This is a genomic window from Psychrobacter sp. CX5 (assembly GCF_057621535.2).
Map to the genome: position 1 here is coordinate 2,500,471 of NZ_CM177735.1, position 24,337 is coordinate 2,524,807.

Genomic DNA, 24,337 nt, shown 5'->3' on the forward strand with positions numbered 1-24,337 from the left:
AATATATTAGTTATGATAGTTGCGACAACCTATAAATGTGTGTAATTTGACGAAAACTGTCATAGAATTGTAAATTTTAGAATGGTCTCAATTTTGATCACTATACTCAAAGAACTTTAAAGTAGTCACAAGGCAACCGAGTGCAAGTACTACTGGTGTAGGCTTAACGAAGTTAACGCCGTGACTCTTTATAAGTTCGCCGACTATATTATTTTTATTTTAATAAGGCTACATGTATGACGATTCACATAGTATTAGTACATCCCAGAATACCCAATAACACCGGAAGTGCTATTCGATTATGTGCTAATACAGGCGCACAATTACATTTGGTAGAGCCTTTAGGTTTTGATTTGGAAGATAAAAAATTACGCCGTGCTGGCCTCGATTATCATGAATATGCCAAAATGAAAGTTCATAAAAATTGGGAAGATACCAAAAAGGCTTTAATAGACGCAGGATGCAATCGTATGGTGGCTTTAACCACTAAGCTCAGTCATCCTTTTTATGAATATGACTTCAGTGCGGACACAGATAGCTCACTATCTGACAATGTAGCGCTAATATTTGGGTCTGAAACTGCAGGATTAAGCGATGAAATTAGAGCTGATATCGGTGCAGAAAATTGGCTTAGATTACCGATGTTGCCTGACTCACGAAGTCTTAATTTAGCTAATAGTGTGGCTATCTGTTTATATGAAGTATGGCGCCAGCAAGGCTTTGTCGGTGATGAAGGGCGCAGTACGGGTTATACCGAGCTGACTCCTTATGATCCAAAATAATGAAATGTTAACTCTTATCCCTAATTTTGAGACCGCTTATTCTTAAGATTTGCTTTGTTTAAATGAATGGCTTCAAAAAGCTTAAAGCAGAAGGTTTAAAGAAAGAGGCTAAGCAAATTAAAAGTCATAAGGTTAAAAGGTTATAGACAATTAGGTGGCTTCGGTAGACCAGCAATACGATTGACGTGACGAGCCACAAGACCTGTATTAAACATTTGCTGTAAAAGCTGATTACTTATACCCATCTCTGGTAGGGTTTTCATCAAGTATTTTATAAGAGGTCGAGTGGCGGGGGGATGGTTGAACTCACGATGAAAGGAGCGTACCTGTTCGAGAATTTGGTAATGGTCTGGCGTAAGTGTCACCTCTAGAGTATCAGCTAGCTGTTGAGCGATAGTAGGCGTCCATAAGGAGTGATCAATCAGATGACCTTCCTCGTCTAGTTCTAAGTTTTCAATAGCCTGCCGGCTTAGTGTATTACTAGGGTTACTCATAGCATGCTCAATTAAATAATATCAATAGTGTATAAATACTACCTCGTTATCAACTTATTAAAACTCATTGTAGGCTGGTGCTTTTAACCCAGCAAATCAAAACCTTTAATCGAAAATGCTGGGCTAAAGCCACAGCCTACGTTAAGAGTTGAGAATAGGGTAAATACTTAAAAACCAATACTTAAAAAAAAGCTGACAAACATACAAATATTGTCAAAATAGCACTAGCTAACCGAGTTTAGAGTAATAACTCTATCCATCGTTAAAGTAAGGTCAACCCAGTCGCTATCGGTAATAGAAGTCGCTTTACTAAAGTCAAGATTAATCTTAGCACTGTTATTAAGTTGTTCAATGTCATCAGATAACACATACAGTGCGGTTATATCCTCTACCTTGGTATCAAATTCATCATCATAGTTCATCTCTTTTATGTAAGCCTGCAACCAATCTAAATAAGCGGCAGTTTCTCCTAATAATAAGATGCTATCACCTGAATGCCATAATGGCGCGATTTCTCTCACAATCGCCTTTAAATGATTCATAGTCGCATGGATTTGAAATAAGGTCGTCATAGCGGATTCTCTAATGAAATAAATATAACAGCTAAAATGAAAAGACCTGCTGAAATTGATGTGAATCAAAGTCTTCAGGGATAAAGTCAATTTGCCTTCCCACTTCTTCAGGCACCACACCAAATAACCAACTGCTAAACACATCATCAGGAAGCCAAGCAGGGGGTATGTCATATAAGTCCAATGACTTAATCATGCCATGCAATCGGCTGTTAGGCTGCATCAATAGTCCAAACACAGCGCTACTAAGCATGATCTGAACAGAGTGACCAAAGCTTGCCATCGTCAGTGCCAATGCGCAGCCTTCATAGGTTGCCGTTTCAGTGGCAGTGGTTAATCGAATGAGTAAAGACACAGGGTTTCCCTTTTTAATCAAGTCATTTTTAATCAATTAATTTTTAATAAATTAACAATCTAGTTTCAAACAAAATGAGTTATTGTTTATATAAACAGTTAGGCTACATTCGTAATAGAGCGACGATTTAAGTGAAACGCTACTCTACTTAGCCTGCCACTCTAAATGACGAGTAGTTTCATTAATTAAAAGGTAATGACCTTTTTAGCCAACGTCAGTTGCTCTGCTAATTCTCCTAAACCCACCAATTCAAAACCCTTCGCTAAATTATCCGCACTTAGCTTATGACGCTTAGCATTATCTGCATCGGTTACGCCGCGTGTTAATGCGGTACTGACACAGATCGGTAATTTAAGGTCATAGCGCTGGCTGAATTCGCTCCATAATTGGGTCAAACTCTGTCGATCCGCAGTTTGCCAACGCAGGGCATTGCCAGTATGAGCGGCCTCCCCATAAAAGAAAATGCGTAGACTCATCTTAGACTCCTCATTCACACCTTCACTCGTAACGGTATTGAGATATGCTTTTGCATAGCGATACGCATGCCAAGCAATGGGCTGGCTTGGGTCAGCATTAATTAATAATAGGGTAGGAGATGTAGTCATAAAAGTGTCAGTTATCATCAATTTTTGGATTTAATGGGCCTACGCTCAATAGCTAATTATACATGATTGACAGCTATATTATGAATTAAAGGTTTGAATTAATAAGGTTCTACACGCTCTAGCAATGAATTTAAACCAACGATTGATAAATCTTAGGTCTTTTATTTATTAAAATGACTTAATTGTCATAAAACTGTGATTTAAAAGCCACAAAACTGTAAAATCTTTAGTATAGAGTAGCGTTATAGCTCATAAAGCAAGACAAAATTAAGGAAGGTAGTAGGAGTGAATATGCTTAAGCCTAGTGTAATAGGAAACAGTTTGACCCAGCAGAGTCCCTTTATAAGTAGGACCACTCAAAGTGATGATGACTCAATAGGATCAAATGTCGCTGGTTTAAAAAAGCCTTACGCATCTTCACTGTCCAGTCAGTCTCATTCTAAACCTTCCTTACATATTTTGCTGGTTACTGAGACTTGGGCGCCAGAAGTAAATGGCGTTGCCATGAGCTTAGGTCAGCTTATGAATCAACTCATTATTGCAGGTCATAAGGTTAGTTTATTAAGACCAAAGCCAAAAGAGAAGACATCTGAATCGGATAGTCAACTCAACAAGCGGACTAAATCGGCTGTTTTAAATAATGAACAGTCTAAGATTAGTCATGATATCCAAGTCAAAGGTATGATGATACCTAAGTATGCTGAGTTGCAGTTTGGACTGCCTGCTTATTTTACGATCAAAAATCATCTAAAGCAGCTACAACCTGATGTGGTACATATTGCCACTGAGGGTCCTTTAGGGTTGGCTGCTTTGATAGCAGCAAAAAATCAAAAAATAGCGGCCACCACTGGCTATCACACTCAATTTCATGATTTTAGTCGTCACTTTGGGTTAGGCATCTTAGCAGGCCCAATAATGGCGTATTTCAAATGGTTCCATAATGCGTCAAAAGCCACTTGTGTACCCAGTAAAAAAACCTTTAATGACTTAGATGCTCTGGGATTTAAAAGACTGGTCGAAGTAGGGCGCGGCGTCGATCTAAAGCGCTTTAACCCTGCGCATCGAAATGATCAACTTAGAGAGCAGTGGGGAGCGTATCAGCACCACACCGTATTAATCATGGTCAGCCGTCTGTCTCCTGAAAAAGGGGTAGATTTAGTGATCAAAAGCTTTAAAGCACTTCAGCAAAATCAATTACAAAGAGCGGTGAAGCTAGTAATAGTCGGTGATGGTCCTGATAGAGCAAGACTAGAGGCTTTAGCCGCAGACAGTAGTGAAGATATTATCTTTACAGGTGCTAAGATGGGACATGAATTGGCGGAGCACTACGCCAGTGGCGATGCCTTTGTCTTTGCAAGTTTGGTTGAAACTTTTGGCAATGTGGTCGTCGAAGCAATGGCCAGCGGATTGCCTGTTTATGCCTTTGATGATGCCGCGGCAGGCATGTTAGTCACCCCTGAGAATGGCGCTCTTGTGCCGGTTGCGGATAAAAAACAATTCGTGGCTACCATCGCTGCATTACCTAAGATGAAGGTGCTTAAAGAGCAGGGGAGACAGGCGGCAAACTCTGTTTCAGAGTTTTCATGGCAGCGTCCGGCTATGCAAATGCTAGATATGTTTTATGAAGCGCTTAACGTCAATAAATAATTTTTAGATAAGTCGTTTTTAAGTCAGTAATTCTTAAATGAATCAGGACTTATACAACATTAAAAGTTATAAACCGTCACATTTTCAATAGTTATAAGGTTATCAATAAAAGTGAGAGAGTTATTTTTAGTAATGTACACCTAGCATCAGAATACACATAAGGGGAAACGTCTTGAAATCTTTCAAATCTAAAAGACCCGCACTAACCAGCTTAGATCATAAAATTGAGCCTAGTCCTGTGTTCACCCTATTTTCACGAAACCCAACCTTAGCCATTTATGTGAACTACTTTATTTCGTGGGATACCAGTCTCTGTATTCATATAAATCGCTATTCTACCAACTATGTTGTTGCTACCTTCTTTAAAACGATAAGCCGACTAGGCGATGGTTGGTTTTGGTATGCAATGATGCTGCTATCCTTATTGATGTACGGTATGGAAGCTGTGTTACCGCTAATGACAACCATACTAGTAAGTACGATTGGCTTAATTATTTACAAAGTGTTAAAGGTTAAAACTGTTCGCCCAAGACCCTATCAGGTACATCAAGTCATCGTATTAGGCGAACGCCCTTTAGATGTATTCAGCTTCCCATCTGGTCATACTCTTCAAGCGGTATTATTCACAGCCACATTAGGCGGTCATTTCCCTGAACTGTTGCCGATCATGCTACCCTTTACCTTATTGGTCGCTTTATCGAGAATGGTGCTAGGACTACATTATCCCACTGATGTCGCAATCGGTGCTGCTATCGGCTATAGTTTGGCATTATGGTCACCAAATTTGCACAATTTTATAAGCCAAAATCTACTACTGGTCTAAAAAGATCATAACGATAGATTACTAAGACAAGTTTTTTTATTTTATGCATAATCAGGGACTATTTAATAGTCCCTTTTTTGGCATAAAGATATATAAAATTAACATGATTAGTCATCTTATAATTTAAATTTATGTGATAGGCTTATAGCACACGAGTATTTTTAAGGAGTTGTGCCGTATCATGCCTTCAGATATCAGCAAACCAAGCAATATCCATCAAAACCCTCCTGTATTGACGCCCAGTCAAATAACGGCAGAACATATCGAGACATTAAGGCTCGCCAGTCCCTTTGCCTATCAAATATGGCAGAACAAAACCACTACCTGTCAACACTTTATCAGCAGCTATCCTCTAGGGGAGCCACTAACTCGCCAACAAATATGTGATTTGATCGATGACTATACGTTAGACGAAGGTCTAAATGGCGTCCTGCAGCGCGCAGATGAGGCTGGGGTTATAAAGGGTCTGCGCCGTTTGCGTGAACTATTAATGATGCGCTGGATATGGCAGGATGCACTAGGAATTATTAAACTTGAGCAATTAACAGGCGAGCTGTCAAATTTTGCTGATAATTGCATCATATTTGTAAAAGATTATGTCTGGGAGCAGATGGTTGAGCGCTATGGTCGACCTACTTTTATTGATAAAAAGGGTGACCGGCAATTTGATGATATGGCTATATTTGCCATGGGTAAACTTGGGGCGCAAGAGCTCAACTTATCGAGTGACATTGATTTGATATTTGTGCACCGTGCGCGCGGTGAAACAAATGGCGATAAATCTAATGGTACTAAGTCCATTGAAAATAAACGGTTTATGGTTCGGTTAGGTCAAGGCATCATAAAAATACTAGACGCAACCACGGCCGAAGGCTTTGTATTCCGTGTCGACATGCGATTGAGACCTTGGGGTGAGGGCAGTGATTTGGCCATTCACTTATCTGCTCTAGAAAAGTACTTTACCGCACATGGCCGAGCTTGGGAGCGCTTTGCTTGGCTTAAAGCACGTATCGTCAATGAGATTGACGATGCGTTCAAACAAGACTTAGAGGCTGTCGTTAAACCTTTTGTCTTTAGATATTACGTTGACTATAGTGCCTTTGCCGCCTTACGTGAAATGAAATCCTTGATTCAAAACCAAGTCGCCCAGCGTGAAGATTTGGACAATGTCAAGCTTGGGGCAGGGGGGATTCGTGATATAGAGTTTGTGGTGCAAGCCTTTCAGCTCATCTATGGTGGACGTCATAAGCAGCTAGAGGTCAAGCCTTGCTTAGAGGCAATGAAAGTTCTAAACGAATTCGACTTTTTAGAAGACAAGACTTACCACAATCTTGAAGCCGCTTATCGTTTCTTTAGACGTGTCGAGCATGGTATACAAGCGATAAATGATCAACAAACCCAGCGATTACCCAGCGATCCTGAGTGTCAACATAACCTTGCAGTGACGCTCGGCTTTGAGGATTGGGGCTCCTTTATGCAGCGATTAAATGATCATCGCCGTAATGTTCACGATCCTTTTGATCGTATGGTTACGGAGCGCCAAAACCCAAAAGAGTCGGATACTGACAGCGAAAGCAACTTACGACGCTTAAATGACATTTTAACAGATGATAATAAAGCCAAACTTGAGCAATTTTGGCACAGTAAAATGGTTGCCCAATTGTCTGAGGAAGCTAAGCTGCGACTTGATGATGCTTATCCAGTCTTAGTACATGCATTACTAGAACACGAGGACAAACAGGGGTTAGCTAATATTGCATTACCTCGTCTTATCGATTTATTAGAAGCTATTTGCCGCCGCTCCATATACCTCGTTATGCTAGCGGAAAATCCAAATGCCACGGTGAACTTGATTCCCATGTTATCCGCAAGCCCTTGGATCGCTGGTGAGTTAACGCGCTATCCCGTATTGCTTGATTCCTTCTTGCAACAGCGATATCGTCACCTCCCTGATAAAACAGAATTAGCAAATATCTTAAGGCAGCGTTTGCTAAGAGTAGAGCCTAATGATGAGGAAATGCTACTCAACGTTTTAAGATTGTTTAAGAACAACCAAGTGTTAGCAGTTGCCGCAAGTGATGTCTTAGCAGAGCGACCTATCATGAAGGTCTCTGACTCACTAACCGATATTGCAGAAGTGGTGCTCGAATTTACCCTAGAGCGAGCATTTACTGAGTTGGTAAATCGTCATGGTTATCCGATAAATCTAAAAGGTGAGTCTGTCACAGAAGCCCATAGTGGGTTTGCCATTATTGGCTATGGTAAGCTTGGTGGCATTGAGATGTCATATACTTCCGACTTGGATTTGGTCTTCATTCATCAAATTAATGAGCAAGCCATGACCACTGGGCAAAAGCCAGTTAGTGGTATGAAGTTTACCGCCCGTTTGGCACAAAAGCTGATGACCTACTTAAATACCCAAACCCGAGATGGTCGTGCTTACGAGATTGACATGCGTCTTAGACCCTCAGGCAATGCGGGCATGATGGTGGTATCAAGTCGCTCCTTCGAGCGGTATCAACTTGAAAAAGCGTGGGTGTGGGAACATCAGGCCTTAGTGCGTGCGCGTCCGATTTGCGGTGATAGCCGTGTCATGAATGCCTTTAATCATATTCGAAAACAAGTTCTGACTCGTAAACGTGACTTGAATGAGCTGAAACAAGACGTGATTGAAATGCGCTCTAAAATGAAGGATCATTTAGGAAGTAATCAGCAAGATCAGCAACAAGGGAAGTTTCAGCTTAAACAAGATGCTGGTGGTATAGTCGATATTGAGTTTATGGCTCAATTTGGTGTGTTAGCACATGCTCATGAGCACCCAGAGCTTACTCACTGGAGTGATAATGTTCGAATCTTTGAAAGTCTGGCAGAAGCGGGCGTTTGGGATAATGAAACATGCGAAGGCTTGACGCAGGCGTATTTGTTAATTAGAGCAGCGATGCATCAATTGGCGTTAGCCAATGAAGATATCGTCGTGGATGCAGATAACTGGAAAGAAACTCGCGAGTATGTGATATCAAAGTGGAATGAAATTGTTGTATAAAACCGATAATTTAAGGTTTTAATCTGATTGTCCTTTAAAATTTGTACTTTTAAAATTTGTACTTTTAAGGATTGAACTTCTATGGACAGTTCTTTAAACATTCAGAGGCGATTGAATATAACCAAAAAAAATTAATTGCCAAACTAAAAATTTATAGTCAATTGAGTTAGCAGTGATATACTGATTAGTCTAACTATAATTTTGTCGATTTTTATTCTTGGTAACAAAAGCTTATAATCCCATTATTTGAACTATTAGGATATGCACTATGAGTATGGCAACAACCGAAGGCAAGCTTTGGCTCAATGGCAAAATGATTGAACAGCCAGATGCTAAAGTCCACGTCTTAACCCACAGCTTACACTATGGTATGGCCGTCTTTGAAGGCGTGCGCGCCTACGAGACCGAAGATGGTCGTACTGCTATATTTAGACTAGATGATCATACAGAACGTCTACTTGGATCTGCTAAAATTTTCCAGATGAACGTGCCTTACGATAAAGCGACCTTAGACCAAGCTCAAAAGGATGTGGTCAAATTAAATAATTTTAAATCAGCTTATATCCGCCCTTTAATTTGGATAGGTGCTGAGAAGCTGGGTTTGTCTTCTAGTGACAATAGTATCAATGCTATGGTTGCGGCGTGGAAGTGGGGTGCGTATTTGGGTGAAGAGGGTATCCAAAAAGGTATCCGCGTTAAGACCTCTTCGTATACCCATCACATGACAAACGTGACCATGTGTAAAGCCAAGGCTGCCAGTAATTATCCTGTGTCAATTATGGCCAACCAAGAAGTAACTCGCAATGGGTATGATGAAGCCATTTTAATGGATCCTCAAGGCTATGTTTGCCAAGGCTCAGGGGAAAACCTGTTTTTAGTTAAACATGGTGAGCTGCATACTCCTGATTTAGGGGGCGGTGCTTTAGATGGTATCACCCGTCGCACTATAATTCAGTTCGCTGAAGACTTAGGTATTAAAGTTGTCGAACGTCGTATCACTCGTGATGAGTTCTATTTGGCCGATGAAATATTTATGACAGGTACCGCAGCAGAAGTCACACCAATTCGTGAATATGATGATCGCGTCATCGGCAATGGAGGCCGTGGTGAGCTAACTGAAAAACTTCAAAGCTTATATTTCGATGTGGTACATGGCCGCAATCAGAAATATATGGGTTGGTTAAGTTTTATCGATGAGTAGACTATATTTGGTTAATTAAATATGGCAAAGAAAGACCAAGCATATTTGCTTGGTCTTTCTTTGTTCTCATTTAGGGTTTACTATTTAAATTGCTTACTGTACTTAATGTATGACAGGATTATCACCTAGATAGTATAAAATGCACGATACCAAGTGGCAAACTGCTTAATCCCTTCTGCTAAATCTGTATTGGGCTTAAATCCTGTTAATTGTGTTAGCGAGTTGGAGTCTGCATAGGTAGATGCTACATCACCGGGCTGCATATCCATCATGATTTTATCAGCGTCAATACCAAGCTCTTTTTCCAAAGTAGCGATAAAATCCATCAACTTAACGGGTGAATTATTGCCAATGTTATAAATACGATAAGGCGCAGATGAAAGTTGCGGACTGGGGTTTTGAGGATCGAACACCTTAGTGTCTTTGCTACCTGCTGGCGTGTCCAAAATGGCAATAACACCTTGAGCAATATCGTCGACGTAGGTGAAATCTCGACTCATGTCTCCATGATTAAACACTTTAATTGGTCGATTATGTAATATAGCGTCAGCGAATAACATGGGCGCCATATCTGGACGTCCCCATGGGCCATAGACGGTAAAGAAACGTAGCCCTGTACAACGAATACCAAATAAATGGGCATAGGTATGCGCCATCATCTCATTTGATTTTTTAGTCGCTGCATATAGGGAAATAGGATGATCTGTATGGTCTGATGTCTTAAACGGCTGAGATTGATTTAAGCCATAAACAGATGAGCTTGAAGCAAAGCATAAATTATCGATATTATTCTGACGGCAACCCTCTAATATATGTAAAAATCCGACCACATTGGTTTCAACATACTGATGAGGGTTCTCAAGTGAATAACGAACCCCAGCTTGGGCAGCCAAATGGCAGACAGCATCAAATGAATATTCATTAAACAAGGCTTCCATGCCACTGCGATCTGAAATATCTAAACGAATAAAGCTGAAGTTTGACTGTGTTGACGATTGATAGTTTTCTAGCGCTTGTGGTTGTGCATCGGACTGTTGGCTACTAACAACAACGCCTAGCTCTTCAAGCCGAGCTAATTTCAAAGACACATCATAATACTGATTAAGATTGTCAATGCCGACCACCTCATCTCCACGAGCTAGCAGTTTTTGGCAGACATGAAAGCCAATAAACCCTGCAGCACCTGTGACTAATATTTTCATAAAGATTGTCCAAAAAAAGCAGTGTATCCCGACCGCCAATATAGGGTTGAGAGAATTACAGTATTAAAGTGATTGTATTGGTATTTCAACAGTTTAAATCTGAGAATATAAGTCACCCAATCAATAAAAAAAGACCATTTAATCGAATATTAAAGTGTCGTCTATTTTAAGTAATTGGTTCTTTAATTTTCTTTCAACTTTCTTAACGTTACTAGTATTAATCGATTTGAACATTGAGCGTAGGGGTATGATAACTTTCTCACCTATACCGTCAACTAAAACAAATTCTGGTCTGCCTTGACGTGTTTCGGTATACATAATTCCACCGATATTAACCTCTCCGAACACAATATGATAGTCACAACAGTCATCAAAGAACCGATTGAAAGCAATTCTTGCATTATCGTCAAAAAGCCCATCTTTAACCATCCGGTCGACAGTTAAGGGATTTCCAATAGGACTCACTATTTTTTCAGCTACTAACCCTAGACCTTTATCTGTAGGCTCGAAGCCATGAATGGTTTCAATAGGAAATATGAAGTTGCTGTCTTTGTAGTTGTTTTTACACAGCTGTAAATATTGAATCAGCTCACGACGGAACTGTCTATAAATCCCTTGATGACGATTTCCACGAATGGTATTTTGTTCGACTCTTCCACCATCTTCAGTTGCACGCTCACGTATCATTACTTTAATAACTCTGTCTTCATAAATTGGATGTTGGTAGACATATTTATGGCCACCACGGCCTAATAGTTCTAGTTCATCAATCTTTATCATTTAAAATCACCTTAATGCTTAACATGTGAGGATATAATATAGTTTAAGAGATTATGGCAGACAGCTGTGTTATAAGCTGCTCTTAATGCTAATCGGATATTATAACTGATTGCCTGTGTAGCTATTAAAAAGTATTTTTTATGAGAAAAAGTAATTAAAAAGAGAGGTAACTATTTTAAAATAAACTAAGCAGTCTTTTTTTCAATGACATGCGTGATTTCATCTTAATAGGGTTAGGGTATTTATTACTTAGCCCGTAGCTTGATCGATAAAACTCTAATAAGCGAGATGTATCTTTGAGTTGATATTCAAGTAACGTTTCTTCAAGTAGATGAATAAATAGCTTGTCATTAAAGAAAGGTGTTGATAAAGCTTCAGAGAAATAGTCTAGCTTGTGATATAAAGACTCTAAAGCAGGATTTGGAATAAAACTAACATTGCTATATTTTTCTATAAATTTAGGCCAGGTTTCAGTTGAGAGAGATGATTTTAGTAGTTGATATATTTCATTGCTATCGATTTCTGTGTGAGTTGCCAACTGCTTTTTGAATGTGGTTTCATCAATCGGACTGAGGGTGTCGCCTCTAAAATTATAATCTTTAAGACAGTGGAAGTTATTAGTAGTAACTAGTCCAACTAAATTTCCATTTGGAGTTAAAACGCATACAGGCTTTCTGTTAGCAAGGCCTTCAAGTACCACACGTCCCAGCCCGGCAACACCATTATATTTTGGTATTAAAGAAGCGATGTCTTCTATTTCACCAAGAAAGGTTAACTCTAAATTAAGATTTAGAGCTTTTATATGTGACTTAAGCTTTTTAATAGCAGCTTTATGGCCACCACCAGCTACATGAACTTTTGTAATCTCACATGAGTTTGTAGCCTTTAGAAACCTAAGAATAGAGGGAAACTTTTCAGGACTTAGCCTGCTTACTATTAACCAAGCGTTATGGAGTTCATTAATAGATTGTGATTTATACTTATCAAGGTTTATTAGATTTGGGATGATAGATGCTTTGGGGGCTTGAGTATTTATTATGGAGTCAAGGTGTTTAGAGACAGTGATTGATAAGCTTACACTTTTATCAGCTAAGCTTTGGTAAATAATGCGCTCGATGGGTTTCTTATAAATATCGGGTGTGCCATGTATGGTTGAGATGACAGGTATTTTGCATATTTGAGATGCTATAATTGCTGCAAATACAAATTTATTAAACATATGCACACTTAAAACGTCTATATTTTTTTGGCGTATCGTATGAATAATACTATTTACTAGATTAATAAACTCGTTTGCCTCATCTAAGTCATCGATATCGACAGATACCAGGTCATCTATAGACAGTAACTCTACAATATTAGAACTTATCTTTTTTGAAGGCGCGAGAAAAGTGATTTGGTAGTTACTTTTTTTTAAGTATTGAAATTCATCAACCCATCGCGTTTCAATGCCTCCAATGACATCGAGTCGATGATATACAAAAAGTATGTTTTTTTGAGAAGGGTTAGTAATAATAGAATCCATAGTACCTCGTGTTTTATGATGGCTATTTTGGCTTAACTTAAAAGTTTAAATTTCTAAGTATTAGAAGTGGATATGTTAAGTAAGAGCAAATTAAAACCCAGAAGTTTTATAGTAATTTAATAACTAACCAAGCTTTAAGTCATGATTTATTTAAAGGGAATTTCCGTAGCAAAAAGTTGTTCTTTAGATTGATTAACGACTCGGTTTACCTCTCTTTTTAACTTCGCAAAGCCTTTCTTTTTTTCAGCTTTCATTCTTTTTCTACGCTCATCTTCTAAAGAACTTGTAAATACTAAATCACTCTTTCGTTCTTTTAATATCATCTCTTGCGCACAGATGGCCGGTGTCATTTGATATACTGGTTCAATGTGTTTGTTAATAAAAATATCAAAGATGATTTCATCAATAGGCTGGAGTCTACTTTTAATAAGAAAATCAAAGAATTGCTTGGCTCCTTGATTAGATAGAATATAGCCAGCTGCTCCTAAATTTTTGCCTATTAGCTGAGTTATTTGACGTCGCCCTGCCAAAATATTGGTAACTTTCTTTGATAGCAATGCTTTCTTTGCAAACGCTTCAATCTTAATAATATTCCAATTAGGCTGAACCCATTCATAATCATTTAGCAGCTCTTTTGCATCTTCACCCAAGTAGATATCATCTTCAAATATTGTCACGAAAGGAAGTTTGTCCTCGATTGTCTTTTGCCACAAAGCCACATGGCTCATCATGCAAGCTAATTCTCCTGGCGTAAGACTTGCAGATGATAAGTTCAAGCCTAGCTTTTGAGCATATTCTTTTGCAATATCAGGCGTTAAAGCATCAAAAAACTCAAACTCAACCTTGTGTTTAGCAAACTCTTCTTCAATATGAGCTCTACGGTCAGTAGCAGACTGTAAGCTAATAACATAATTATTCATAATATTTACGGCCTAAATTGATAGTTCACTTTGAAAGAAGTATGTTTTTAAGTGCTGACGCTTTGTCTTGCAACATACGCTTTTGTTTCTTTAGATTATAGGAGGAGTCTCTACCTTCTTTTTCTTTACGTTGGATATTTTCAGTCGCTTTAGTGCCTAATATGTCACTGTCTTCTCCCCTAGGGCTAATTAGGGCTGGCCATACTCCCAATCCTTTACCGTTTTGACTCAGCCATCTTTGAAAGAAGATATCGACTGGCATCGTGATTGGTTTACCCTGTTTAACAAACTCTTCGGCACCTTTACGAGACCAAATCAGTCCTAATCCACGAATAGGGAAGTAGTAAGCGTGCCACAGACTATGGTCTTGTACGTGAGTAATATCTTTGGCTAGCTTTTTCTTTTTAGCCGCTATATTAACCAGATACCAATCCAAGTCTTGATGATCATTGAGATACATCAATGTGTCTTCGATAACAGACTTAAAACTGTCTGTCATCTTCATATCATCTTCTAGGACGATTAGCATATCAGCATCAGTCTTAAGAAATTTTTTAGCACATTGATAATGACTTTTATAGCAACCAATCTCTGAGCTCAACAGACTTCGACCTAGTTTTTCTCTGGTTATTTCATCGTTATAGTCTTCAAAACTTGATAGGTCTTTACCACGTCCATCGTAAGCGGAGACTCTTTCAAAAGACCAGTTGATATTATTAAGTTGCTCAGTTGATTTCGCTAACCGATCATTACTACCATCTAAATTAATTAAATAAGTTAAGATTTTCATAATAAGAATCTTTGTTATAAGAGTTTTTGAAGAAGAGTTTTCAAAGATGAAAGCTAAGTTTTTACTAATGATTAACTATGTAGAAACCGAGAATATACGGTCTTTAATACCTTCTAAATGGACAAAAGTGAACCGGGTAGAGTGTCTATAAATTTGTTAATCATGGCATCGTTAATTAGGTTTAAGTCTTTTTCGTTAAGTAGATCGATGCTTTGAATGCAACCATACTTAATTAAGGGATTGTCTAACCCTTCTATAAAACGATTGACACTGCGCTCGTCTTTTAGATAGTTGATTTCGATATCTGGTTTTAGAACAGCCTCACCCTGTTTAATTTTTAGATGATTCATCAAAGAGATTGGGTTGAACTGATTAACATCTCTAAATTTGTATTTGATTTGATTTTCCAATAGCTGAGGGCGAGCTAATAGAAAGTCCTTGAGTATGTTTTTGTCGACAATATGTGGATAGTGATGGATTTCAAAAAACTTATTAAAACCGGCTATTTTAGCACCCATCATTTGAGCAATCGTATGTTTAGGTTGAACGGACTTTCCTACCAGTTTCTGCAAGGACTTTCGGTATTTTAGTTTGGAAATAATAGGTAAACTGTTTCGCCAATGACCATAAATTACCATATTGTTATCTTCTAGAAAGTCACTAACAGTAGCGGGGTGGTTGAAATAAAAGTCATCATTTAAATAAATAAAATAATCGGATAGCCCAGGGATATTCCATAACATGGTTTCTATTGAACGGGTATTAAACGTTGGTAGAGCGTGTTCAAAATTCTTAAACAGTACCTTGTGGTCAATAATACGGATTTTATCTGAATCGCATTGATTCAAAGCTGAAAACTCATCAATAAATTTAGGTCTCTGATCGTCAGTAACAATATAGATATGACGACAGAAAGGAACATACTTAAGAATTGAGCCAATGTTATAGTAAATCTCGTCATTACTGGCAAATCTCGTAGAGCTGGTGGCATCAGACGCAGCTTTGGCATTTTTTTGATATTGAGCTCTTTTAAATTTGAGTTTAGGATCATCTCCATCCACCCAAAGTATAACAATGTCTAACTTTTTTACTGTGTGTTGCGTCATAATGTGATCCAACAGTAACTCTATGAATAATGTCTAGAGGTGTATGAATGACTAAAGTCTGTGATTAATAAAGCCCACAATCAAAACTACCGCCAAAATTCTTTAAGCCAAGGACTCGGCTTTACATGACGATACCATTTACCGCCACCCCCTTTAATGGCATCAGGTGGATTAATTTCACCATGAAAGATAATTATTTTAGCACCCTCAGGTAACTTTGGCGCTTTAATGAAGTTTAAGGGAGTCGGGGGTAGACATTGGTATTTAAAACTCACACACCACGTCTTATCCCAATATTCTAAATGATGATGTTCACGTAGATAGTTAGACAAGTAAGCCTGCTCATGGCGAACTTCAGCGCTGATTTTAGAGAAGTTTTGTTCAAAGTTGCTGAGAAGATTAGGATAGATATTTTGACCAATCTTGAAGCGATATACTGAACTATTACCAACCATACGCCAAGGCTTTTTCCAGTCTCGGATAATGACCACACTGTCATCGTGCTGAGCTTGATAGTCAAAAAAAGCATCAATATTATCAACAATAACAATATCGATATCTAAGAATAGGGCCGTTCCTTCTAAGTCATATAATTCAGGCTTAAAGGTAGTCAGCTTTTTCCAACCACGCTCAGGTAATCCATCTGGTAGATCCAGCTCGGGAATGGGGTAACATTTTATAGCGCTGTCTATACCCGTTTCATCATCCGTTAAGCAGACCATTTCAAAATCGAGGGTTAAATGACGTTTGACCATGTTATATAAGCGATTAACGTATTCAGGACCATATTTGGTGCCCCATTTCATACAAATAACGTAGCGCTTATCTTCTGTTTTAGGGTTTTTAGTATTGAGAGTACCAGCCTGATCAAAGCCTTCTTGATCTAAATCGTTTGTATTAGCAGAGTGGATGGACATTGGTGACTCGCATCATATAAATATTAGGGTTTAAATAATAAGATTATTCGATTTTAACAGATTATACAGCGGCGGTTAATGCTGATTTGATCATCCGACAGTATAGGGTTTGGATTGTCTGGTTGATTTTTATACTCGTTTGGCAAGTTATATTGACGAGTTATTTGGCTTATTCTCTTGGCTTGTTGCTTAGCTGATTGTCTTGTCTAATTGTTTAGCTAGTTGTTATGACTCATTATCAAGACTAGTTATCATGACTAATTATCTAGACTAATTATCTAGACTAATTATCTAGACTAATTATCTAGACTAATTATCTAGACTAATTATCTAGACTAATTGTCTAGCAAATCAGTGTGATTAGGTAATACGTAAGTGTCAATAAAGTGTTGTAGCTCGGTTTCTGTGGCTTTGTAAGGATTATTAATAATAGGCACATGCTTAAAGCGTCTATAGCCCCACATATAATGAGTAGGGAAGGCTCTAATCATAACCTCCATCGCTTTATTTAAAGCGGTGGTTGCCACTACTATATCTTTCGAGTATAAGTCGGGGTCATCAAGTTTGGTGCAATAAATATCAAATCGATTGTTTTGATTACGTACACAGCTAAGTCCAACCAATGAACACTGTGTCTTACTGGCAAGTTTGGGTGCTAACGTGCTACTTAAGGTTTCAATGCCAAAAAAAGGGACAATAACGCCTCCTGATGGCCGTGGAACGTGATCAGGTAGCACAATACTAAACCCACCAGATTTTAAGGTTTTGAAAAGGGCTTTAACACCTGCTGCATTGGTCGGTACTAGGGTAGCATTAAGCCGTTCACGACCTTGCAGAATAAATTCATTGCTAAGCTTTCCCTTAACGGGTTTATACAAAATAGTCGGGGAACCGAATTGATTGAGCCATGCATTCATAATCTCCCAAGTGCCGATATGCGGCACAATGGCAAGCATACCATTTGGATTTTGTAATGCGCCTTTGAGTATATTTTCATTATAGACTGTATCAATTTGACGGAGGCTCCATTCAGGAGGCATGGCCCAACTTTTTAATGCTTCAACTACACTTAGAGCTTGATGACAAATGATTTCTTGTTGGAGGGTATCGCGCTCATTAGAGTTAAGCTCTGGATACGCGAGACGCAAATTGATGTCTATACTGCGTTTAATAGATAAATGGGGAATAGCCTGTGCAGCTTGAGTGGTTTGAAGTGCCACCTTCCGCATGACGGACAATGGCACATATTTAATCAGATTTAAGGGGTTCATCGAATATTTACCTGCTGGTGTGGCAATAATTTATTTCCTTTATTTATGTCCTTAATCTAGGTCTTTAAATAAGGTCCATTGAGTGACATCATAGGGATAATTATTGCCATACCACTTGTATTTACACTGCTTATTAAAATTAAACGATAAAAACAACCAGCCACTAAATACATGTTGAGGGTCAAAGTTCAAATGCTGTATCCACAAACTAAAGTTAGACAGGTTTTAGGCAAAAACAGTCAATTGTAAGTTGTGAATACAGCTTCTAAAAGCTTTATGAAAAGTTGCTTACTCTTTGGTCTCAGTCTGCGGTTTTTCACGTAAACGAATACCAAGCTCACGTAACTGACGGCTATCCACTTCAGCAGGGGCTTGAGTTAATGGACAATCTGCGGTCTTGGTTTTAGGGAAGGCTATCACGTCACGGATAGAGCCTGCACCCACCATTAGCATGATCAAACGGTCTAAACCAAATGCTAGTCCACCATGCGGCGGCGCACCAAACTTAAGAGCATCTAGCAAGAAGCTGAATTTCTCATTCGCCTCTTCTTCAGAGATACCCAGCGCATCGAATACAGCACGTTGCATGTCAACCGTATTAATACGCAGACTACCACCGCCAATTTCAGTACCGTTTAAGACCATATCATAGGCTATAGAAAGGGCGGTTTCAGGATTGTTTTTAAGCTCTTCAACTGAGCCTTTAGGCATGGTGAACGGGTGGTGCATTGAGGTCCATTTGCCATCGTCCGTCTCTTCAAACATAGGGAAGTCAACGACCCATAGTGGCGCCCACTCACAAGTTTGCATGTCCATATCTAGGCCAATCTTGACACGTAACGCACCCATAGCATCATTGACAACTTTGGCATTATCAGCACCAAAGAAGATGATATCGCCATCTTGAGCCTCTGTACGTTCAACAAGGGCTTTAAGCACCTCATCTGTCATATTTTTGATAATAGGCGACTGTAGGCCTGACTCTTTATCAACGCCATTGTTAATGTTGCTGGCATCATTGACTTTGATATAAGCCAAACCACGTGCGCCGTAAATACCAACGAATTTAGTGTATTCATCGATCTGCTTGCGAGTTAATGAACCACCATTTGGCACACGTAGAGCTGCCACACGTCCTTTGGGATCGTTAGCAGGGCCAGCGAACACTTTAAACTCAACATCTTGCATTAGATCTGCGACATCGACTAATTTCATAGGGATTCGCAAGTCAGGCTTGTCTGACGCATAATCACGCATTGCTTCTGCATAAGTCATGCGAGGGAATTTACCAAGATCAACATCTAACATGGTTTTGAATAGGTTTTGGATTAACCCTTCATTAATATTCATGATGTCTTCTTCATTTAAAAAAGACGTCTCGATATCAATCTGGGTGAATTCTGGCTGACGATCAGCACGTAAATCTTCATCACGGAAACATTTCGCAATTTGATAATAGCGATCAAAGCCTGCGACCATGAGTAGCTGTTTGAATAACTGGGGTGACTGTGGTAAAGCAAAGAAGTTACCTGGGCGAGTACGTGACGGAACAAGATAGTCACGTGCACCCTCTGGCGTTGCCCGTGTTAGGATAGGGGTCTCAACATCTAAGAAACCATGGTCATCTAGATAGCGGCGAATGGTTGAGGTCGCTTTTGCTCTAAATACCATACGCTCTTGCATTTCAGGACGACGCATATCAAGATAGCGGTATTTTAAGCGTAAATCTTCGTTTACCGTAGTGTTTTCGTCGTTTAATGGGAATGGCGGTGTTTCAGACTTAGCCAATACTTCAATGTCTTTGCCCAAAAGCTCAACCTGACCACTGGTCATGTTTGGATTTTCAGTACCTTCGTAACGCTTACGCACACGGCCAGTGATTTTTAACACATATTCAGGACGTGCTGCATCAGCGGTGGCAAATGCATCAGGGGTGTCAGGGTCAATGACCACTTGCAATAGACCTTCACGGTCACGCATGTCTAAAAAGATAACACCACCATGGTCACGTCGACGGTGTACCCATCCTGTTACAGTGATGGTTTGCTCAAGTAACGCCTCGGTTACTGCCCCACAATACTCGGTACGCATCATAAATTATTCACTACCTATTATAAAATTAAAGAGTATGTTTCAATAAGAATTTTTATCAAACGTACATTATGCCTAATCTTAGCTATTGATACAACCGAACACCCTTGAAATAATACAAATGCAAACGCATATTAAGAGTTATTGCAGTAGTAAAATCCCTAAACCAAAACTTATAAAATTAAAACCACGAAGTTGCCATTTAAATTGTTTAATTTATCTTTTTAAGCTTATTTTTATACCTAGTCTCAATAGACACGTCATCTAAACGACGTCATTGATACGTCCATATCCATAAGGAATAGTTATGTTGTTTCATTCTGCTAAAAACCCTGTTGAATTAAAAGTTATCCACCTAAACAAAAGCCAAGATGAACGTCGTAAGCGTTTGATTGAGGTAGTAGAGGATAAGCATGGGGTTAAACAATTTCAAAAAGCGTTGGCAAAGAAGGCTAAGCAAGCTTTAAAAGATAAAAGCAAGCATAAATCTAAAGAAAAACGCATTTTCGTATTAGATTTCGATGGCGACATTAAAGCGTCTGCTGTTAAACATTTACGTGAAGAAATTAGCGCCATTATCAGTACTGCCAATGAAAACGATGAAGTCGTGCTTCGTCTAGAGTCAGGCGGCGGTATGGTGCACAGTTATGGTCTTGCGGCTGCCCAATTGGTTCGCCTAAAAGATGCAGGTCTTACCTTGACCGTCTGTGTTGACAAAATTGCTGCCAGCGGTGGTTACATGATGGCCTGTGTGGCAGATAAAATACTCGCTGCACCTTTTGCAGTCATTGGCTCTATCGGTGTGGTCTCGCAAATGCCTAACTTTAATAAATGGCTTAAAAACCATGATATCGATTATGAGATGTTCACCGCAGGCGAGTACAAACGCACGGTTACTGTTTTTGGTGAAAATGATGATGAAGATCGCGCCAAGTATAAAGAAGAGCTTGAGCAAACCCATAAGCTGTTTAAACATTTTGTAACTACTTATCGACCTACGCTGGATGTTGATAGCGTCGCGAATGGTGATCATTGGTATGGTGAAGATGCGTTGCATCTAAATTTAGTGGACGAGTTAAAGACTTCGGATGCTTACTTGTTAGAACAAATGAAACATCACCAAGCTTATGCGTTACAGTCTCGCAAAAAGCCCACTTTTGCCGAAAAGCTAGGCTTAGCAAATGCTGCGCACTCAGCAGTATCTGGTTTTGTTAGTACGGCGACTCAGTCAGTACTCCAGGCTGCAGGTGATAAATTACCAGAAGTCATGACTCGAATAGAGCAAGATATACGTCTTAAGCGTTAGTGATCATTGATAACTCTAGACTCACTGAATAATAGCAGCCGTGTCAAAGCTGTTTTGAGTTCAAAGTAAAGCTGGCTTAACTCAATACGTTCATCCAAATGAAAGAAAGCGACCTCGTGAGTCGCTTTTTTTATAAAATGTTTAGTGTGAAAGACCCAGACTCAATTATCAATGGCGCTTCCCATATCGATGACAAAATGCAGGTGGATGTTGACGAGATATATGATGTCAACGGTCTGCTGACTTCTGGCAGCACAATTGGCAGAATTGTTATTTCACCGATTGATAGTGAGGAGAATCACGGTGGGCAAGTCAGTGAAGATAAAGACTTTGTCGGTTATTTAAACATTAAGAAGTTAAAGAGTCTTGAGCTTTAAAGGTCATGTATTATTTTAGACTAACTCAGTGCATACTTTAGCGAGATTCACTTTAAAATCTTTACAATTTGCCTTTTGAAAATAGAGCTCATATGACAGTTATCATGCACAAGACTAGCCTTCTTTCTCAAAAGTGTTTAACTCATGCAATTAAAGCTATTATTGTTCTTAGCTTATCTATAGGAAATATTTCACATGCTAATGACTATGATAATCTAGAACCTCTTTTGATGTTACCCTGCCAGTTAGACAAGGGTAATTCTCTACCTGAAAATATAGTCTTTCCACCTTATCCCTACCCTTGTGGTTTTGTAGATGGTATTGCACCCGTGATGGGCTTTGACAGTATATCATTTGAAAAAGTGAGTGTGCTTCATCAACAAAAGCAAATTAATCCAAACTCAGCTGATAATATAAAAGTTCCGCAACCCAAATTTGGCTTTGTTAATACTCAAGGCGAGGTCGTTATTCCGTTACAGTACGACAGGATTATGCCAGAATCAGTCACAATAGATAACAAAGAGCAGATCCTATATGAGGCTTCTAAAGACGGCAGGGCAGGTATACTGACAGCACAGGGTGACGTTTTAGTACCATTCGACTATATTGAGGCACAGGTGAGGAGTTATAAAGATAGTATAGAAGTAACAACGGCTAATCTACTGCCAACCAATAGTGCTATAGACAGCGAAACGGTAAAACTTGACCAAATCGAGTTAGGCGATCTTCAGACGGAAGAATTTCAACTTCTACAGGGCTTATATAGTCTAAAAGGGGAACAAATTGCCCCTGCTATTTACGAAGATATCTATATCTTTGATGATTTAAATATCTCCAATAGCTTTAAGATTTCTAATAACAACCACTTCATTCAAGGTGCTGAGGCATTAATTGGTGCGAAAAAAGAGGGTAAATGGGGCTTTTTGAATAGACAAGGTGAGGTAGTTTACCCCTTTGTTTTAGAGTATGACCGTGTAGATCCAAACAGCATGCCCAATGATTTATTAGAAGTTATTAAAGAAGGTAAACACGGTGTGGTGAACCGCAAAAATCAGATCATAATCCCCCTAAAATATGAAAAGATAGAGAATTTTCTAATAGGACAAAAAGTTAGTATTGGTGATGAGCTTTTCAAAGTTGAAAAAGATAATAAACTAGGGGTTATAAATCGTAGCAATCAAGCTTTAATACCCCTTGAATATCATAGTATCAACTTGCGTAAAGACGGTTTGATTAGTGCTACCAAGTCTACTGATACTGCGTCTAAAAATACTAATGACGCTACAGACGATCACCTCAGAATAGAAAAAGCCCCCAAACTTGGGTTAATTACCTTAAACAATGACATTATTTATCCTTTCGAATTAGAAGAATTTTGGTATGAGATTGAGGGCACGCACCTTAGAATTGTCAAAAAAGATGGTAAATACGGCTTGGCTACGTTTATAGACCAACAGTATCAACAAGTTGTGCCTTTTATTTACGACAAATTATCCTTATCAGGAACTAAATCTAATGGTAGAGATAATACGCTCAATCCAGATATTAACCCATTAGATATATATGATGAACCCTTAGCATATATGAGCTTTGATAATGCTCACAATAGACAACATCCAGACTTTGCTACCTTTAAAAACAAACGGTATTTTGTTGCTGAAGTAGGTGATAAGAAAGGGCTATTATACTTGTCAGGTGAGATGATTCTACCTATCAAATTTGATGAAATCGAATACGTTGAAGGAATGAATTATCCTCTGATTGCTGGCGCTCGGTCAACGGATAAAGAGTATCAATATCAATGGCAGTTTTATAATTTAGCTACAGGTGAGCCTAGTAGTGAGGTATTTGACGATATAGACCAAAGCGTGCTGGGATATAAGTTAAATTCTGGACTAATCGCAGTTAAGCAGGGCGATAAGTATGGCTATATCGATTCTAATGCGCAGATAGCGATAGAGCCTGAGTATCAAATAGCTCATCAGTTTGTACAAGGATTTGCTATTGTGCAAAAGGATAACAAATGGCTAGCTATTAATACGACTGGTGAAATAGTACGGCGCTTAGGAAAGTATGATTATGTTAGTGGGTTTGCAGGGTACTATAGGTCAACCGATGATGTGTTAAATAATGGGGTCATGATAGTTAAATCTGCTGATAAGAAAGGACTTATCAATATAAAGGGTAAAATAGTTATACCTTTAAAATACGAGAATATAGAAGAGCTTAAAAGGTTTGAAATTTATGATATGTTTGTCGCTACTGACGAGAATAGCCAAGAATATTTTTTTGATAATCATGGTAAACAGTATTCATATGAAGAAATTAAAGAGCTGGCATTAGAATCACATGATAGACAAAATTCACTTATTAGTTATTGAGTTGGATTTAACTATGTAATTACGGGTAATAGAGTTTATGCTAGCCAATATTTTTATTTAAGTTGGAAAATCCTTCCCAACCCTTCCTTTGAAAAAGGAAGGTAGCTGACCTTTTTGGGTTTAAAAGTGATGCAGTCTGGATTTTAAAG

Annotated in this window: 21 protein-coding genes; 8 read left to right on the forward strand and 13 right to left on the reverse strand. The window is 38.8% G+C overall.

The window, feature by feature from the left end; genetic code table 11:
* Nucleotides 1-236 precede the first annotated feature (236 nt).
* Nucleotides 237-782, forward strand: a complete 546-nt coding sequence (locus AC21OG_RS09655; protein ID WP_487378094.1) for a tRNA (cytidine(34)-2'-O)-methyltransferase — start codon at nucleotides 237-239, stop codon at nucleotides 780-782.
* 140 nt (nucleotides 783-922) lie between these two features.
* Here AC21OG_RS09655 and AC21OG_RS09660 read toward each other — a convergent pair whose 3' ends face one another.
* The 4 genes from AC21OG_RS09660 to tusD all read right to left on the reverse strand — a co-directional run bounded on the left by AC21OG_RS09660 (nucleotide 923) and on the right by tusD (nucleotide 2,808).
* Nucleotides 923-1,276 carry a TusE/DsrC/DsvC family sulfur relay protein gene (locus AC21OG_RS09660; RefSeq protein ID WP_487378095.1) on the reverse strand — a complete coding sequence of 118 codons (354 nt, stop codon included), beginning with the start codon at nucleotides 1,274-1,276 and terminating at the stop codon, nucleotides 923-925.
* Nucleotides 1,277-1,500: 224 nt separating this feature from the next.
* Nucleotides 1,501-1,848: a hypothetical protein gene (locus AC21OG_RS09665; RefSeq protein WP_487378096.1), complete on the reverse strand. Its 348-nt coding sequence runs from the start codon at nucleotides 1,846-1,848 to the stop codon at nucleotides 1,501-1,503.
* Between the two features lie 31 nt (nucleotides 1,849-1,879).
* Nucleotides 1,880-2,203 (reverse strand): hypothetical protein, encoded by a 324-nt coding sequence (locus AC21OG_RS09670; protein ID WP_487378097.1) that lies wholly within the window; start codon nucleotides 2,201-2,203, stop codon nucleotides 1,880-1,882.
* A gap of 185 nt (nucleotides 2,204-2,388) precedes the next feature.
* Nucleotides 2,389-2,808, reverse strand: coding sequence for a sulfurtransferase complex subunit TusD (gene tusD / locus AC21OG_RS09675; RefSeq protein WP_487378098.1), 420 nt, complete (start codon nucleotides 2,806-2,808; stop codon nucleotides 2,389-2,391).
* Between the two features lie 291 nt (nucleotides 2,809-3,099).
* Here tusD and AC21OG_RS09680 point away from each other — a divergent pair, with 291 nt between their 5' ends.
* From AC21OG_RS09680 to AC21OG_RS09695, 4 genes are all read left to right on the forward strand, one after another.
* Entirely contained in the window at nucleotides 3,100-4,455 is a 1,356-nt protein-coding gene (locus AC21OG_RS09680) for a glycosyltransferase family 4 protein (RefSeq protein WP_487378099.1), read from the forward strand.
* A 274-nt stretch (nucleotides 4,456-4,729) separates the two neighbouring features.
* On the forward strand, nucleotides 4,730-5,278 hold the full coding sequence (locus AC21OG_RS09685; RefSeq protein WP_486546816.1) for a phosphatase PAP2 family protein: 549 nt from the start codon (nucleotides 4,730-4,732) through the stop codon (nucleotides 5,276-5,278).
* A 181-nt stretch (nucleotides 5,279-5,459) separates the two neighbouring features.
* Complete coding sequence (glnE, locus tag AC21OG_RS09690) at nucleotides 5,460-8,321, forward strand: bifunctional [glutamate--ammonia ligase]-adenylyl-L-tyrosine phosphorylase/[glutamate--ammonia-ligase] adenylyltransferase (RefSeq protein ID WP_487378100.1); 2,862 nt, start codon at nucleotides 5,460-5,462, stop codon at nucleotides 8,319-8,321.
* 268 nt (nucleotides 8,322-8,589) lie between these two features.
* A complete protein-coding gene (locus tag AC21OG_RS09695; protein ID WP_487378101.1) occupies nucleotides 8,590-9,522 on the forward strand; it encodes a branched-chain amino acid transaminase in 933 nt (310 codons plus the stop codon).
* Nucleotides 9,523-9,647: 125 nt separating this feature from the next.
* Here AC21OG_RS09695 and AC21OG_RS09700 read toward each other — a convergent pair whose 3' ends face one another.
* The 9 genes from AC21OG_RS09700 to aspS all read right to left on the reverse strand — a co-directional run bounded on the left by AC21OG_RS09700 (nucleotide 9,648) and on the right by aspS (nucleotide 20,127).
* Entirely contained in the window at nucleotides 9,648-10,724 is a 1,077-nt protein-coding gene (locus AC21OG_RS09700; protein ID WP_487378102.1) for an NAD-dependent epimerase, read from the reverse strand.
* 138 nt (nucleotides 10,725-10,862) lie between these two features.
* On the reverse strand, nucleotides 10,863-11,504 hold the full coding sequence (locus AC21OG_RS09705; RefSeq protein ID WP_487378103.1) for a YrbL family protein: 642 nt from the start codon (nucleotides 11,502-11,504) through the stop codon (nucleotides 10,863-10,865).
* 175 nt (nucleotides 11,505-11,679) lie between these two features.
* Complete coding sequence (locus AC21OG_RS09710) at nucleotides 11,680-13,029, reverse strand: glycosyltransferase (protein WP_487378104.1); 1,350 nt, start codon at nucleotides 13,027-13,029, stop codon at nucleotides 11,680-11,682.
* A 146-nt stretch (nucleotides 13,030-13,175) separates the two neighbouring features.
* On the reverse strand, nucleotides 13,176-13,949 hold the full coding sequence (locus AC21OG_RS09715) for a glycosyltransferase family 25 protein (protein WP_487378105.1): 774 nt from the start codon (nucleotides 13,947-13,949) through the stop codon (nucleotides 13,176-13,178).
* 25 nt (nucleotides 13,950-13,974) lie between these two features.
* The gene (locus AC21OG_RS09720; RefSeq protein ID WP_487378106.1) at nucleotides 13,975-14,739 is read right to left on the reverse strand and encodes a glycosyltransferase family 25 protein; all 765 of its coding nucleotides are present in this window, start codon (nucleotides 14,737-14,739) and stop codon (nucleotides 13,975-13,977) included.
* A 113-nt stretch (nucleotides 14,740-14,852) separates the two neighbouring features.
* Nucleotides 14,853-15,845, reverse strand: a complete 993-nt coding sequence (locus tag AC21OG_RS09725) for a capsular polysaccharide biosynthesis protein (RefSeq protein ID WP_487378107.1) — start codon at nucleotides 15,843-15,845, stop codon at nucleotides 14,853-14,855.
* Nucleotides 15,846-15,931: 86 nt separating this feature from the next.
* The gene (locus tag AC21OG_RS09730; RefSeq protein WP_487378129.1) at nucleotides 15,932-16,651 is read right to left on the reverse strand and encodes a glycosyltransferase; all 720 of its coding nucleotides are present in this window, start codon (nucleotides 16,649-16,651) and stop codon (nucleotides 15,932-15,934) included.
* A 446-nt stretch (nucleotides 16,652-17,097) separates the two neighbouring features.
* Complete coding sequence (locus tag AC21OG_RS09735; RefSeq protein WP_487378108.1) at nucleotides 17,098-18,033, reverse strand: lysophospholipid acyltransferase family protein; 936 nt, start codon at nucleotides 18,031-18,033, stop codon at nucleotides 17,098-17,100.
* A 288-nt stretch (nucleotides 18,034-18,321) separates the two neighbouring features.
* On the reverse strand, nucleotides 18,322-20,127 hold the full coding sequence (gene aspS, locus AC21OG_RS09740; protein ID WP_487378109.1) for an aspartate--tRNA ligase: 1,806 nt from the start codon (nucleotides 20,125-20,127) through the stop codon (nucleotides 18,322-18,324).
* A gap of 304 nt (nucleotides 20,128-20,431) precedes the next feature.
* Between aspS and sohB the strand changes: the two genes are divergently transcribed.
* From sohB to AC21OG_RS09755, 3 genes are all read left to right on the forward strand, one after another.
* Nucleotides 20,432-21,430, forward strand: a complete 999-nt coding sequence (gene sohB / locus AC21OG_RS09745; protein WP_487378110.1) for a protease SohB — start codon at nucleotides 20,432-20,434, stop codon at nucleotides 21,428-21,430.
* A gap of 116 nt (nucleotides 21,431-21,546) precedes the next feature.
* Complete coding sequence (locus AC21OG_RS09750; RefSeq protein WP_487378112.1) at nucleotides 21,547-21,807, forward strand: hypothetical protein; 261 nt, start codon at nucleotides 21,547-21,549, stop codon at nucleotides 21,805-21,807.
* 92 nt (nucleotides 21,808-21,899) lie between these two features.
* Nucleotides 21,900-24,188, forward strand: a complete 2,289-nt coding sequence (locus AC21OG_RS09755) for a WG repeat-containing protein (RefSeq protein WP_487378113.1) — start codon at nucleotides 21,900-21,902, stop codon at nucleotides 24,186-24,188.
* Nucleotides 24,189-24,337 lie beyond the last annotated feature (149 nt).